The organism is Rahnella aceris (genome assembly GCF_011684115.1).
In the GTDB taxonomy this organism is placed as follows: Bacteria; Pseudomonadota; Gammaproteobacteria; order Enterobacterales; family Enterobacteriaceae; genus Rahnella; species Rahnella aceris.
Map to the genome: position 1 here is coordinate 42,497 of NZ_JAADJV010000004.1, position 13,039 is coordinate 55,535.

Sequence of the window (13,039 nt, forward strand, 5' to 3'; positions counted from 1 at the left end):
GTTAGCATAACTACTGCGAAGTGATTACCAGCGGTAGTGGGCGAACGCCTTGTTGGCTTCAGCCATACGGTGAACGTCTTCACGTTTCTTAACTGCAGTACCTTTGTTCTCTGCAGCATCAGAAAGTTCGTTCGCCAGGCGGAGAGCCATGGATTTATCACCGCGTTTACGAGCAGCTTCAACGATCCAACGCATTGCCAGAGCATTACGACGAACCGGACGGACTTCAACTGGAACCTGATAAGTAGAACCACCTACGCGGCGGGACTTAACTTCGACAGTCGGACGAACGTTGTCCAGTGCGACTTCGAAAGCTTCCAGGTGGCCTTTACCGCTACGTTGAGCCAGGGTCTCAAGAGCAGTGTAGACGATTGCTTCTGCAGTAGATTTTTTACCATCTACCATCAGAATGTTGACGAATTTTGCCAGCAGTTCGGATCCGAACTTAGGATCTGGCAGGATTTTACGTTGACCAATGACGCGACGACGTGGCATGGAAATACTCCGTTGTTAATTCAGGATTGTCCAAAACTCTAAGAGTTTATTTTGACAGTAAAGTGAAAATGTTTGGCCTTACTTAACGGAGAACCATTAAGACTTCGGCTTTTTAACGCCGTATTTAGAACGAGATTGCTTACGATCCTTAACGCCTGAACAGTCCAGTGCGCCACGGACGGTGTGATAACGCACACCTGGCAAGTCTTTTACACGACCGCCACGGATCAGGATCACGGAGTGTTCCTGCAGGTTGTGACCTTCACCGCCGATGTAGGAGGTAACTTCAAAACCGTTAGTCAAACGCACACGGCAGACTTTACGCAGTGCGGAGTTTGGTTTTTTAGGAGTGGTGGTATATACACGAGTACATACGCCACGTTTCTGCGGGCAAGCTTCCAGCGCTGGAACGTTGCTTTTAGCAACCTTCGTAGAGCGTGGTTTGCGTACCAGCTGATTAATTGTTGCCATTAAAAAGCTCCTGGATTTTGGTTCATAAACTACTTTGTAAACGCGTGATAAATCGCCCCATAAAAAGCATTAGCTAATATGGGGACGCAGAATTTTAGGGCTGACCTAAGAGGGTGTCAAGAAATATACAGCACATCGTTGTTTCACCATGCTGTTTGCTGGGTATGTTTCTCAGTCAGCGCGACGAAACCAGTATAGTCGATCAATGTGATTCTGTGTGAAATTTGACCAACCAGACCACGAGCCGCCAAATCTTCGCTTAAAACATAAATGGACTGCACATGCTGACTCATCAGGTTGCATGCCTCACTGCCATCAAGTGCAGCCAGCACGCCATCCTGCATCAGCAGAAGCGCATCGTCCTGGGCGATCATGTGAATAAGCAATGAAAAATCACAATGTTGCGGGGAATTGGCAAGAGTAAAAAGCATGGAGTTTCCTGATTTAAAACGTCATTACCACATCATATTCGGCCAGTCGCTGGCGAATTTCAGTCACGGGCAACGGCTCAACATCCAGAACCCATTCATGGCCAGCCGACAGGCCCCGTGTCTTTAATGACTCTTCACAAACGAAACACTGATCGACATCGTAAAGAGATAACACGCCGAACGTGGCAATATAATTACGCGCCAAAATTTTTTCCGGCTGCTGCGCTGGCATTAACTGGAAAACACCATCAGCTATGAAAAATACACCAATATCTTCGGTCAGCGCTGACGTTGCCAGCAACGCATCCAGCCCTTCCCGTCCTGCAGACGTACCGTGCGGACCCTGGGTGAATACAAACGCGATCTTCTTCATTATTGCTCCCTGCATTCACACATCAGAACTGCACCAGACGATCACAGGTCAACGAAGCTTCAGCCAGACTGCCCAGTCCGGTCAGGGTAAAACCCGGCTGCAAGTTAGTCTGCCCGTGCCCCTGATTATGGGCTTCTGTTTCATCTATCACACCGCGGCGTAATGCGGCAGCTACGCACACATTGAGTGCCACCTGGTAATCTGCCGCCATGCGCTGCCAGGATCGGACTAAATCGAATTCATCGGATGCCGGCGCGGAAAGCAAATTACCATTGAGCACACCTTCACGATAAAAAAACACGCTGTCGAGATGATGACCGCTGGCGATCAGCGCCAGTGCAAACTGATACGCGGCACTGGCTTGCTGAGTGCCGTATGCAGGGCCGGTGACCAGCAGGCAGTAACGCAGTTTCAACGTTCGTTCCCCACCAGATCACCGCTTTTAAACTGGCGGATATACAGGTAGACCGTGTGCTTAGAAATGTTGAGGCGATCCGCAACCTGATTAATCGCGTCTTTGATATCAAAAATACCCTTTTCATAAAGATTCAGAACCACCTGACGGTTCTTCGCATTGTTAGATACGTTGCGGTCAGCGTTGACTTCTTCAATGGTGAATTCCAGCGTCTGAGCCACCAGATCATCTACGGATGACGCGAAGTTCACGGACGATGCCACTTCCTGCGTCTCAGGCGGCATAAAGGTCTGAATGATTTGCGAGAAAGGTACGTCAAGATTCATGTTGATGCACAGCAAGCCAATCACGCGTTGCTCACGGTTGCGAATAGCGATGGTGACTGACTTCATCAGCACACCACTTTTCGCGCGGGTGAAATAAGCTTTGGACACATTACTGTCCGCACCGGTCATGTCATGCAACATGCGCAGCGCTAAATCCGTAATTGGCGAGCCGATTTTACGACCAGTATGCTCACCATTAGCAATACGGACCGCTGAACATTTCAGGTCTTCCAGTGAATGCAGAACAATTTCGCAATGCTCACCGATCAGCATCGCAAGCCCGTCCACCACGGCCTCGTATGAAGACAAAATCTCATGATCGACCTGGCTGAACGGACGTTGGTCCAGCAAATCCAGTTCACCGGTTTCGCCAGTTATAAGCGAATTAGACATCGAAGCTACCACCCTCTCTATCGCGCCTTCCAACGGGAGTCAGGACGCATTATTCATCATTCCACGGTCGTTACTGTATCAAAGACACAGAAAAAACGGCCTTACGATTATATGGATCTGTGACGTTATGCCGGGGAAACAAAAGCGTCAAGTTATCATCATAGAGTAACCTCAATAAAATGAAGGACAGGCGGCAAGAAAAGTGAGAGGCGAAAAAAAACCGCCGCATTTAGCGACGGTTTTCTGCAACGACTCAGCAGCAACTTAGTTTGCTTTTGGTGCTGCTTCAGCAGGTTTTTCAGCTGCTTTCGGGTCAGCCTTAGGTGCCGCTTTCACATCCAGCAGTTCAACATCGAACACCAGAGTGGAGTTAGCCGGGATCCCCGGAACGCCAGTTTTACCGTAGGCCAGTGCCGGTGGGATGACCAGCTTGATTTTGCCGCCTTTCTTGATGTGTTTCAGGCCTTCAGTCCAGCCAGGAATTACACCGTCAAGACGGAAGGACAGCGGCTCACCGCGGGTATAAGAATTATCAAACTCTGTACCGTCGGTCAGGGTACCTTTGTAGTTAACGACAACGGTATCGCTGTCTTTAGGCGCTGCGCCGGCACCTGGTTTTTCAACCTGATACAACAGACCTGACTCAGTTTTCTTCACGCCTTTTTCTTTGGTGAAATCAGCACGGAATTTGTCGCCTTTGTCAGCGTTAGCTTTCGCGTCCTGCTCCATCTTAGCCTGTGCTGATGCTTTCACACGGCCTTCGAAGGTTTGCAGAGTCTGCTCGATTTCCTGATCAGACAGTTTGCTTTTGTTCGCGAACGCGTCCTGAACACCGGCGATCAACTGGTCTTTATCCAGTTTGATGCCCAGCTTTTCTTGCTCTTTCAGGGAGTTGTCCATGTAGCGACCCAGCGATGCACCCAGAGCATACGCAGCCTGCTCATCATCACTTTTGAATTTGGCCGTATCTGTTGCTGCCGGAGCAGTTGCAGCAGGGGCAGCGGCTGGCGCAGTTGCAGCAGCGGCCGGTGCTGTGGCTTCAGCAGCCATAACCTGAGTGGCATTCAGGGCGATAGCCATGGTGGTTGCCAGCAGAGTTACTTTAAACAGTGATTTCATCCATTTCTCCAGGACCAGAAATCTGTGACCTCTGGTAATAATTACGAAAGTTCGGCGGTTACTATAACTGTCCGTCTCACGACAAAACAATCTCTATACACGCCATTAGCGTCTTATTCCGACCTTTTTTACATCAATAAGTTTCGTCACACGATCGGGATATACGGATAAAGCGTCAGGGAGGTCAGGTAATCCTGCGGCTTTACGGGTAGAATCGCCGGTCTACAATACAGGATGAGGTTCAGGTCAGTGCACAACATGATCAACACGAGCCATACAGTGAGGTAATGATGATGAACTCAAATACCATTGAACAACGTCTGGAGATGCTGGAAAACAAACTGGCTTTTCAGGAAATTACCATTGAAGAGCTGAACATGATTGTCACACAGCATCAGTTGGAAATGAGCAGACTGCACGATCACCTGCGCCTGCTGACAGACAAACTGCGTGCCAGCCAGCCATCAATGATTGCCGATCAGTCGGAAGAAACGCCGCCACCGCATTATTGATACGGATTGCGACGCAACAAAAAGGCGCCCTTGCGGCGCCTTTCGTTTATATCACTGTTATATCACTGTGCGGGCGATTAATGACAACCGCAGCCGCCGTTACCGCCGCAACCGCCTTTTTTGCCGTGATCATGACCGTGGTCGTGATCATGGCCGTGACCACCGCAGCAACCGTCACCGTGTTCATGGTCGTGACCATGATCGTGGCCGTGTTCGCCATGAACGTGGCCATGAGCCAGTTCTTCTTCGGTCGCTTCACGGATTGCCACCACTTCAACGTGGAAGTTCAGGTTCTGGCCAGCCAGCATGTGGTTGCCATCAACCACAACGTGGTCGCCATCAACTTCAGTGATTTCGACAGGAACCGGGCCCTGATCGGTATCAGCCAGGAAACGCATACCGACTTCCAGCTCATCAACACCCATGAACACGTCTTTAGGCACGCGCTGAACCAGGTTGTCGTCGTAGTTGCCGTAAGCATCGTTCGCGCCAACATGTACGTCAAATACGTCACCAATTGCATGACCATCAAGTGCAGTTTCCAGACCGGAGATCAGGGAACCATGGCCGTGCAGGTAATCCAACGGTGCGCTCACCGGAGATTCATCAACCAACACACCGTCTTCTGTACGTACCTGATATGCCACGCTGACGACCAGGTCTTTTGCTACTTTCATGATAACTCCTACCGTTGGAAACTCAATTTTTTGTCTGCGGGCGTTGCATAACGCACGCAACTTCGCTTAAGGCTAATTCAGTGACGGCCACTTTTCGATGAGATCATCCTGAAAAGCGCGATCGGATAAATTTGGCGAAGAGTGTAGCGGAAATCCGCGTCTCTGTACTACCAGCATAAAAAAACACGAGCCATAACGCTACTTCGGATCGAAAATACCAATCACCTGCTCTTCCGGGCGAAGCTTCTTGCTGACCTGCGCGTCAGTCTGACGCTGATGGTGTCCGCACTTGACACACTCCACCACTTCAACCTTATCTTCCTGCCATAAAGCCAGTGTATCCATCGCCTTACATTTCGGACACACCGCACCAGCGATGAACCGTTTACGGGTTGTAGCCATGTTACTTCTCCTGAAATTTCCGATATTGCGTCCGGTCAGTTTTCGATCAACCACCGAAATTATTTTTCTGCTACCGGGCTATTCGTCATCGTCCCAGCCATCAAGCTGGCGACGTTCGTTATGCATTTCACTCTGAAAGATGTCTTCCAGCTCTCGCCGGGCCTCTTTCACGCGGGAAATCTGCGCAACGTCGCCGCGGTTTTGCGGCACCAGTTCACGCAACATCCGCATGTCGAGCCGGCGAAAATGTTGCTGCGCGCGATACGCACTGTGCGGATGCATGCCCAGCGTCACGAGTGCTTTCTTCCCAAGCTCCAGCGCACTAGAAAACGTCTCGCGGGAAAAATTCACTACGCCGGCCTGCAAAAGCTCATGCGCTTCCACACGGCCACGGGCACGAGCCAGAATATTCAGATGGGGAAAATGCTGCTGGCATAAATGCACGATAGCCATCGTATCTTCCGGCTCATTGGAGGTAATAACGATCGACTTTGCCTTTTCCGCGCCGGACGCCCTGAGTAACTCCAGTTCGGTTGCATCGCCGTAATAGACTTTGTAGCCGTAAGTCCGCATCAACCCGACGGCGCTGATATCACGCTCCAGCACCGTAATGCGCATTTTGTTCGCCATCAGCAAACGTCCGATCACCTGCCCGAAGCGCCCGAACCCGACAATAATCACCTGCGGTTCGTCATCCTGAACAAAATGCTTTTCGTCGCTTTCTTCGCCGTCGTTGTAGCGTCGCACCAAAATCCGGTCAACCCACTGCATCAGCAGCGGCGTGGTCATCATTGATAACGTCACCACCACCAGCAACAGCGAAAGCTGCGACGAAGAAATCACTTTCTGCGCGCCCGCCGCCGAGAACAGCACGAAAGCAAATTCACCGCCCTGACTGAGCACGGCGGAAAATTGCAGCCGGACCGAAGTACGCAAGCCAAATACACGGGACAGCCCGTACAACAAGGCACCTTTGACGGTCACCAGAACAATCACGCCCGCCAGCACCAGCAAAATGTGGGTGTAAAGCACGCCCAGATTCAGCGCCATGCCGACAGAAATAAAGAACAGCCCGAGCAGTAAACCCTTAAATGGCTCGATAGCGATTTCCAGTTCGTGCTGATATTCACTTTCTGCCAGTAAAATCCCGGCGATAAAGGTACCGAGCGCCATCGAAAAGCCCAGCGTATCCATAAACAGCGCCGAGCCGAGCACCACCAGCAACGCGGCGGCGGTAAACACTTCACGCACGCCGGAGGCCACAATCAGCCGGAAAATCGGCCGCAGCAGATAGCGTCCGCCAATCAACATCCCGCCAAAGGCCAGCACTTTCAGGCCGATCATTTCCCAGTTATTGCTGCCTTCGGAGCCCCCCGCCAGAATCGGGATCAGCGCCAGTGCCGGGATCACCGCGATATCCTGGAACAGCAGCACGGCAAAACCCAACTGGCCGCCTTCGTTACGCGTCATGCCTTTATCGCGCATCAGTTGCAGTGCCATCGCCGTGGATGACATCGCCAGCCCGATACCGCCAATCACCGCCGCCTGCCAGGAAAACTTCGTGAGATACAACAAACCGCCAAGCACCAGCGCGGTCAGGATCACCTGCCCGGCACCCACGCCAAAGATTTGCCGCCGCAGCGCCCACAACTTACCGGGATTCAGTTCCAGCCCGATGATAAACATCAGGAAAACCACGCCCAGTTCGGAGAAGTGCAGGATCTCATCCACGTCACGGATAAAACCTAAGCCCCACGGACCGATGGCAATGCCCGCCAGCAAATAGCCGAGTACCGCGCCGATACCTAAACGTTGCGCCAGAGGCACGGCGACCACCGCAGCGAATAAAAACAGCAGGATTGCCGTAGGAATACTTGAAACGTCCATCAGACGATCCCCCCATGCGGCAACGGGGATTGCAGCCATTCGCCGTACGCTTCGGCATGGCTCTGCAACACATCAGGTTTCTGACGTCGCGCCCAGTAAATAACGATTGGCGTCATCCAGTGCATATGACACATCGCCGACGTCAGCTCGAACGGACGCATAATATCGGACATCGGATAACGGTTATAACCGCCCGCACGGTAAGCGCCTTCCGGCTCGCCGGTGGTAACGACCGAACGCCAGTATTTGCCGTTAAGCGCATTCCCGCCAGCACCGCTGGCAAACCCCCGGGCCAGCACGCGATCCATCCATTCCTTTAATAAAGCCGGGCAACTATAGGTATAAAGAGGATGCTGGAAGACAATCACTTTGTGTTCACGCAGCAGTTGTTGTTCGCGGTGGATATCAATAAAAAAATCAGGATAGTGGGCGTACAAATCATGCACGGTGACATGCTCAAGTTGCTGTGCCTGCTGTAACAAAACGCGGTTGGCGACTGAATCGGGTGATTCCGGGTGGGCGTACAGCAGCAAAACCTTTGGTGGCTGCGACATCAATACCTCCAAAGCGTCGTCAGGGTGCGGTTTTTCCGTTACCATGCTTCGCAAAGACAAAATGGGACGCGATACGTCTTGTTTAAATCATTATCATGACAATTTAACATACTCTCAACACGGCGCTTTATGATTGTTTTCTCCTCCTTACAAATCCGACGCGGCACTAACGTGCTGCTGGACAACGCGTCTGCGACCATCAATCCCGGCCAGAAAGTCGGGCTGGTGGGCAAAAATGGCTGCGGTAAATCCACCCTGATTTCGCTGCTTAAAGGTGAAATGAGCGCCGATGCAGGCAACCTGACGTTTCCGTCCAACTGGGCGCTGGCCTGGGTCAATCAGGAAACACCCGCTCTGGACCAGCCTGCGATAGAGTATGTTATCGACGGTGACCGCGAATTTCGCCAACTGGAAGCGCAATTGCAGCACGCTAACGAGCGTGATGACGGCCACGCTATCGCCACGCTGCACGGTAAACTCGACGCCATCAACGCCTGGACCATTCCGGCGCGCGCGGCGAGCCTGCTCAGCGGATTGGGCTTTACTCAGAATCAGTTGCAGCAGCCAGTCAAATCGTTCTCCGGCGGCTGGCGCATGCGTCTCAACCTTGCGCAGGCGCTGATTTGCCGTTCTGATTTACTGCTGCTCGATGAACCGACTAACCACCTGGATCTCGACGCCGTCATCTGGCTGGAGAAATGGCTGAAAAGCTACACCGGCACGCTGGTGCTGATTTCCCATGACCGGGACTTTCTCGATCCGATCATCGATAAAATACTGCATATCGAACAGCAGACGCTGAACGAATACACCGGTAACTACTCGTCTTTCGAACGCCAGCGTGCGACCAAACTGTCGCAACAGCAGGCATTGTTTGAAAGTCAGCAGGAGAAAGTGGCGCATCTGCAAAGTTATATTGACCGTTTCCGTGCGCAGGCGACCAAAGCCAAGCAGGCGCAAAGCCGTATTAAAATGCTGGAACGCATGGAGCTGATAGCCCCGGCGCACGTCGACAATCCTTTTCATTTTAGCTTCCGCTCGCCGGAAAGTTTGCCCGATCCGCTGTTGCGGATGGAAAAAGTCAGCGCCGGTTATGGCGACACAACGATTCTGGAGTCGATCAAACTGAATCTGGTGCCGGGTTCACGTATCGGCTTACTCGGCCGTAACGGGGCCGGGAAGTCCACGCTGATCAAACTACTGGCTGGCACCATGCCGCCGCTTCACGGTGACATTGGTCTGGCGAAAGGCGTCAAACTCGGTTACTTCGCGCAGCATCAGCTGGAGTTCCTGCGCGCAGAAGATTCGCCGCTGCAACATCTGGTGCGCCTGGCGAACAAAGAAACCGAACAGCAGTTGCGCGATTATCTCGGCGGATTTGGTTTCCACGGCGATAAAGTGACGGATCCTACCGGGCGATTCTCCGGCGGTGAAAAAGCGCGTCTGGTGCTGGCACTGATTGTCTGGCAGCGCCCTAACCTGCTGTTGCTCGATGAACCGACCAACCACCTGGATCTCGATATGCGTCAGGCGCTGACCGAAGCGCTGATCGACTTCGAGGGCGCGATGGTTGTCGTGTCGCATGACCGCCACTTACTGCGCTCCACCACTGACGATTTGTATCTGGTACACGGCGGCAAAGTGGAACAGTTCGACGGCGATCTGGAAGATTATCAGCAATGGCTGGTGGACATTCAGCGTCAGGAAAGCCAGCAGGACGCACCGGCCAAAGACGGCGGCGTTAACAGCGCGCAGTCGCGTAAAGACCAGAAACGTCGCGAAGCCGATTTCCGCAATCAGACCCAACCGCTGCGTAAGCAAATCACCAAACTTGAAGCGCAGATGGAAAAATTAAGTACAGAACTGGCGACCATTGAAGAGCGTCTGGCTGATTCCGCGATTTACGACAACAGCCGTAAAGCCGATCTCACCGAATGTCTGCAACAGCAGACCAAAGTGAAAGGCGCGCTGGAAGAGACCGAAATGACCTGGCTCGATGCACAGGAACAACTGGAAGACATGTCGAAGGCCTTTGATCTCGACTAGAAGATCGTTCGGTAAGAAATGAGAAAGGCGCCACGACGGCGCCTTTCTTTTGTCTGCAAATCAGTGCCAGATCAGCAACACACAGGCGGCGGTCAGAATCCCCATCGCGATATTAAAGGTGTACCACGCACGCCTGCTGCGCAGCAGGCGGCCAATTACGGTACCGAAGCCAAGCCAGATGATCCCGGACACCAGATTGACCAGGAACATCCCGAGGCTGATACCGGCAATAGAATGGTTATAGGCGGCACCGGCCAGACTGAAGCTCGCGACCGCGCCCAGCCCCATCAGCCACGCTTTCGGGTTGAGGAATTGCAGCAACCAGCCCTGATACAAGCGGATCGGCCTGGGTGGCGGGGCGCCGGTTTCCAGTTTTTCATAGGCAGATGTCGCAATCTTCCACGCCAGCCACAGCAGATACAGGCTACCGGCGATTTTGAGGAACAGATGTAACGCAGGATAAATCGTGATGAGCCCGCCGACCCCAAACGCCACCAGCAGCAAAATACTTTGCATGCCAAGCATAATGCCGACCATCAGCCAGAGTGAGCGGAAGAACCCGAAGTTAGCGCCAGACGTGGTTAACAACATATTGTTCGGGCCAGGGGTGATAGCGGCGACCCATAAAAATCCAAGCATCGAGAAAAATAAACCAGGTTCCATTTAATTTGGGTTCTCCGACCCGAAAGATGTGCGATAGCATTGAAGCTAACAGCGTGATATTGATCGCACAAGAGTCTCTTAAGAGAAATTTATTCATCTTATGTTTGAATCCTTTCGCCCCCTGCGCGGAGCCAGTAATCCTCACATCCAGACGCTGTTACCGCGGCTGGTTCGGCGGCACGCAAAACTCAAACCTCACTGGCAAAGGCTGGATACGCCGGACGGGGATTTTCTGGATTTAGCCTGGACTGAAGACCCGGAACAGGCGCGACATAAACCGCGCATGATCCTGTTTCACGGACTGGAAGGCAGTTTCTTCAGCCCTTACGCCCACGGTCTATTGCAGGCCTGGAAAGACAAAGGCTGGCTCGGCGTCGTCATGCATTTTCGCGGATGCAGCGGTGAACCCAATAAACTGCTGCGTATTTACCATTCCGGTGAAACCGAAGACGCCCGTTTTTTCATTCACTGGCTCAATGAAACTTATGGCGAAGTCCCGACCGGCGCGGTGGGCGTATCGCTCGGCGGCAATATGCTGGCCTGTTATCTCGGGCAGGAAGGGGAAACGTGTACGCTGAGCGCCGCCGTGGTGGTCTCCGCGCCGCTGATGCTGGAACCTTGCGCTTACCGGCTGGAACAAGGTTCATCACGGATTTATCAGCGCTATCTGCTCGATCAGCTCAAAGGCAATGCCTCGCGCAAACTGGCGAAATATCCGGGCACATTGCCCGTCACGCTGGAGCAGCTAAAAGCCATGCGTTACCTTCGTGAATTCGACGACGCCATCACCTCAAAAGCACACGGATTTACCGACGCGCTGGATTATTACCGCCGGTGCAGCGGCCTGCCGTTACTGGCGCAGATCAGAACACCCTTGCTGATTATCCACGCCAAAGACGACCCGTTTATGACGCCGGAGGTCATCCCGAAAGCAGAAGATTTACCGGATTGCGTGGAATATCAGTTAACAGAACATGGCGGACATGTCGGGTTTGTTTCCGGCAGCTTACGTCATCCGCAGATGTGGCTGGAGCAACGCATTCCGGCCTGGATCGCCCCGTATTTAGAAAATAAGACTAAGGAAACAACAGAGTGATTATTCCCTGGCAGGAACTGGACGCTGAACTGCTCACCAGCGTGGTGGAATCCTTCGTATTGCGCGAAGGCACCGATTACGGCGAGCAGGAACGATCGCTGGAACAAAAAGTCGATGACGTGAAACGTCAGCTGAAAAGTGGCGAGGTTGTGCTGGTCTGGTCAGAACTGCATGAAACGCTGAACATTATGCCGCGTGGTCAGTTCCGCGCCGGGCAGGAAGAAACCCCGCAGGACTGGTAACTCACGGCTCCGTCGATGCGGAGCCGTTTTCTTACGCCGTTGCCGAAATACAGGTTCCGGCGTCTCCCGCCAGCACCGCCTCGATCTGATCCAGCGCGCCGATATAGGCCGGATAGCCGCTGTAATTCACAAACGCGCTGACCGCCGCGACTTTGGGGCCCATCGAACCGTCGTTTTGCGCAAAAGGCGCGAGCTGCGCGGGCGTCGCACGACGGATCGCCCGTTGCTGCGGCGTGCCCCAGTGTTCATACACCGCATCGGCATCGGTCAGGATCACCAGCTTTTGCGCCTTCAGTTGACGCGCCAGCAGCGCTGCCGACAAATCCTTGTCGATTACCGCCTGCGCGCCGTTGCCATCTTCAAACACCGGAATACCGCCACCGCCATTACAAATCACCACGTGCCCGCGCGCCAGCAATTGCTGAATAGCGTCGATATCCACAATCCGCTTAGGCACGGGTGACGCCACCACGCGGCGCAAATAAGCCCCGTCGGCTTTCATTTTCCAGCCATGCAGATTTTCCAGTTCCTGCTGAGATCCCGGCGGGTACACCGGCCCGATAAATTTTTCGGGAGAGGCAAACGCCGGATCGCGGCTGTCGACTTCAATGCGCGTCAGCACGGTGGACACCTCTGGCATGCCCGTCTGCTGCCCGAGCATTTGCGCCAGCATAAACCCGATCATGCCCTGTGTTTCTGCGACCAGAATATCCAGCGGATAGGCGGGCACCTCCGTATACGCCTGATTTTGTAATGACAACAATCCGACCTGGGGTCCGTTGCCGTGAACAATCGCCAGACGGTAGCGCGTCGCCAGCCGCGCCAGCGCACCGGCCACCGTCGCAATATTGCGATACTGATTTTCAGCCGACAGGCATTCGCCACGTTGTAAAAGCGCATTACCGCCCAGTGCGACCACTAAAGTTTCCATGTTTCC

Annotated in this window: 17 protein-coding genes; 4 read left to right on the plus strand and 13 right to left on the minus strand. The window is 53.2% G+C overall.

Annotated features, from left to right (window positions below):
* Window positions 1-24: 24 nt before the first annotated feature.
* The 7 genes from rpsG to fkpA all read right to left on the minus strand — a co-directional run bounded on the left by rpsG (window position 25) and on the right by fkpA (window position 4,023).
* Window positions 25-495: a 30S ribosomal protein S7 gene (rpsG, locus tag GW591_RS18445; RefSeq protein WP_005969574.1), complete on the minus strand. Its 471-nt coding sequence runs from the start codon at window positions 493-495 to the stop codon at window positions 25-27.
* Between the two features lie 96 nt (window positions 496-591).
* Complete coding sequence (gene rpsL, locus GW591_RS18450; RefSeq protein WP_013573668.1) at window positions 592-966, minus strand: 30S ribosomal protein S12; 375 nt, start codon at window positions 964-966, stop codon at window positions 592-594.
* 143 nt (window positions 967-1,109) lie between these two features.
* On the minus strand, window positions 1,110-1,397 hold the full coding sequence (gene tusB, locus GW591_RS18455; protein WP_013573667.1) for a sulfurtransferase complex subunit TusB: 288 nt from the start codon (window positions 1,395-1,397) through the stop codon (window positions 1,110-1,112).
* A 13-nt stretch (window positions 1,398-1,410) separates the two neighbouring features.
* The gene (gene tusC, locus GW591_RS18460) at window positions 1,411-1,770 is read right to left on the minus strand and encodes a sulfurtransferase complex subunit TusC (protein ID WP_013573666.1); all 360 of its coding nucleotides are present in this window, start codon (window positions 1,768-1,770) and stop codon (window positions 1,411-1,413) included.
* 22 nt (window positions 1,771-1,792) lie between these two features.
* Window positions 1,793-2,185 carry a sulfurtransferase complex subunit TusD gene (gene tusD, locus GW591_RS18465; RefSeq protein WP_013573665.1) on the minus strand — a complete coding sequence of 131 codons (393 nt, stop codon included), beginning with the start codon at window positions 2,183-2,185 and terminating at the stop codon, window positions 1,793-1,795.
* Window positions 2,182-2,904, minus strand: coding sequence for a helix-turn-helix transcriptional regulator (locus tag GW591_RS18470; RefSeq protein WP_013573664.1), 723 nt, complete (start codon window positions 2,902-2,904; stop codon window positions 2,182-2,184). Before GW591_RS18470 ends, tusD begins: the two co-directional genes overlap by 4 nt.
* A 264-nt stretch (window positions 2,905-3,168) precedes the next feature.
* Window positions 3,169-4,023: an FKBP-type peptidyl-prolyl cis-trans isomerase gene (fkpA, locus tag GW591_RS18475; RefSeq protein ID WP_013573663.1), complete on the minus strand. Its 855-nt coding sequence runs from the start codon at window positions 4,021-4,023 to the stop codon at window positions 3,169-3,171.
* A gap of 293 nt (window positions 4,024-4,316) precedes the next feature.
* Here fkpA and GW591_RS18480 point away from each other — a divergent pair, with 293 nt between their 5' ends.
* The gene (locus GW591_RS18480) at window positions 4,317-4,535 is read left to right on the plus strand and encodes a protein SlyX (protein ID WP_014411533.1); all 219 of its coding nucleotides are present in this window, start codon (window positions 4,317-4,319) and stop codon (window positions 4,533-4,535) included.
* A 77-nt stretch (window positions 4,536-4,612) separates the two neighbouring features.
* On the opposite strand, the gene slyD is transcribed toward GW591_RS18480, so the two are convergent.
* The 4 genes from slyD to kefG all read right to left on the minus strand — a co-directional run bounded on the left by slyD (window position 4,613) and on the right by kefG (window position 8,055).
* Window positions 4,613-5,212, minus strand: coding sequence for a peptidylprolyl isomerase (gene slyD, locus GW591_RS18485; RefSeq protein ID WP_166861231.1), 600 nt, complete (start codon window positions 5,210-5,212; stop codon window positions 4,613-4,615).
* Window positions 5,213-5,410: 198 nt separating this feature from the next.
* The gene (locus GW591_RS18490; protein ID WP_112197871.1) at window positions 5,411-5,614 is read right to left on the minus strand and encodes a YheV family putative zinc ribbon protein; all 204 of its coding nucleotides are present in this window, start codon (window positions 5,612-5,614) and stop codon (window positions 5,411-5,413) included.
* 78 nt (window positions 5,615-5,692) lie between these two features.
* A complete protein-coding gene (gene kefB / locus GW591_RS18495; RefSeq protein WP_013573659.1) occupies window positions 5,693-7,501 on the minus strand; it encodes a glutathione-regulated potassium-efflux system protein KefB in 1,809 nt (602 codons plus the stop codon).
* Window positions 7,501-8,055 (minus strand): glutathione-regulated potassium-efflux system ancillary protein KefG, encoded by a 555-nt coding sequence (gene kefG, locus GW591_RS18500; RefSeq protein ID WP_014411531.1) that lies wholly within the window; start codon window positions 8,053-8,055, stop codon window positions 7,501-7,503. Before kefG ends, kefB begins: the two co-directional genes overlap by 1 nt.
* A gap of 129 nt (window positions 8,056-8,184) precedes the next feature.
* Here kefG and GW591_RS18505 point away from each other — a divergent pair, with 129 nt between their 5' ends.
* Window positions 8,185-10,101 carry an ABC transporter ATP-binding protein gene (locus GW591_RS18505; RefSeq protein WP_013573657.1) on the plus strand — a complete coding sequence of 639 codons (1,917 nt, stop codon included), beginning with the start codon at window positions 8,185-8,187 and terminating at the stop codon, window positions 10,099-10,101.
* 60 nt (window positions 10,102-10,161) lie between these two features.
* Here GW591_RS18505 and GW591_RS18510 read toward each other — a convergent pair whose 3' ends face one another.
* Window positions 10,162-10,764, minus strand: coding sequence for a LysE family translocator (locus tag GW591_RS18510; protein WP_013573656.1), 603 nt, complete (start codon window positions 10,762-10,764; stop codon window positions 10,162-10,164).
* Between the two features lie 100 nt (window positions 10,765-10,864).
* Between GW591_RS18510 and GW591_RS18515 the strand changes: the two genes are divergently transcribed.
* Entirely contained in the window at window positions 10,865-11,860 is a 996-nt protein-coding gene (locus GW591_RS18515) for a hydrolase (protein WP_013573655.1), read from the plus strand.
* A complete protein-coding gene (locus GW591_RS18520; RefSeq protein WP_013573654.1) occupies window positions 11,857-12,102 on the plus strand; it encodes a YheU family protein in 246 nt (81 codons plus the stop codon). Before GW591_RS18515 ends, GW591_RS18520 begins: the two co-directional genes overlap by 4 nt.
* Window positions 12,103-12,133: 31 nt before the next feature.
* On the opposite strand, the gene GW591_RS18525 is transcribed toward GW591_RS18520, so the two are convergent.
* The gene (locus GW591_RS18525; protein ID WP_013573653.1) at window positions 12,134-13,033 is read right to left on the minus strand and encodes a carbamate kinase; all 900 of its coding nucleotides are present in this window, start codon (window positions 13,031-13,033) and stop codon (window positions 12,134-12,136) included.
* Window positions 13,034-13,039: the final 6 nt, after the last annotated feature.

Bases quoted from the DNA above. Each gene is read 5' to 3' on its own strand.
- rpsG (WP_005969574.1), bottom strand. From the start codon at position 495: ATGCCACGTCGTCGCGTCATTGGTCAACGTAAAATCCTGCCAGATCCT.
- rpsL (WP_013573668.1), bottom strand. From the start codon at position 966: ATGGCAACAATTAATCAGCTGGTACGCAAACCACGCTCTACGAAGGTT.
- tusB (WP_013573667.1), bottom strand. From the start codon at position 1,397: ATGCTTTTTACTCTTGCCAATTCCCCGCAACATTGTGATTTTTCATTG.
- tusC (WP_013573666.1), bottom strand. From the start codon at position 1,770: ATGAAGAAGATCGCGTTTGTATTCACCCAGGGTCCGCACGGTACGTCT.
- GW591_RS18470 (WP_013573664.1), bottom strand. From the start codon at position 2,904: ATGTCTAATTCGCTTATAACTGGCGAAACCGGTGAACTGGATTTGCTG.
- fkpA (WP_013573663.1), bottom strand. From the start codon at position 4,023: ATGAAATCACTGTTTAAAGTAACTCTGCTGGCAACCACCATGGCTATC.
- GW591_RS18480 (WP_014411533.1), top strand. From the start codon at position 4,317: ATGAACTCAAATACCATTGAACAACGTCTGGAGATGCTGGAAAACAAA.
- slyD (WP_166861231.1), bottom strand. From the start codon at position 5,212: ATGAAAGTAGCAAAAGACCTGGTCGTCAGCGTGGCATATCAGGTACGT.
- GW591_RS18490 (WP_112197871.1), bottom strand. From the start codon at position 5,614: ATGGCTACAACCCGTAAACGGTTCATCGCTGGTGCGGTGTGTCCGAAA.
- kefB (WP_013573659.1), bottom strand. From the start codon at position 7,501: ATGGACGTTTCAAGTATTCCTACGGCAATCCTGCTGTTTTTATTCGCT.
- kefG (WP_014411531.1), bottom strand. From the start codon at position 8,055: ATGTCGCAGCCACCAAAGGTTTTGCTGCTGTACGCCCACCCGGAATCA.
- GW591_RS18505 (WP_013573657.1), top strand. From the start codon at position 8,185: ATGATTGTTTTCTCCTCCTTACAAATCCGACGCGGCACTAACGTGCTG.
- GW591_RS18510 (WP_013573656.1), bottom strand. From the start codon at position 10,764: ATGGAACCTGGTTTATTTTTCTCGATGCTTGGATTTTTATGGGTCGCC.
- GW591_RS18515 (WP_013573655.1), top strand. From the start codon at position 10,865: ATGTTTGAATCCTTTCGCCCCCTGCGCGGAGCCAGTAATCCTCACATC.
- GW591_RS18525 (WP_013573653.1), bottom strand. From the start codon at position 13,033: ATGGAAACTTTAGTGGTCGCACTGGGCGGTAATGCGCTTTTACAACGT.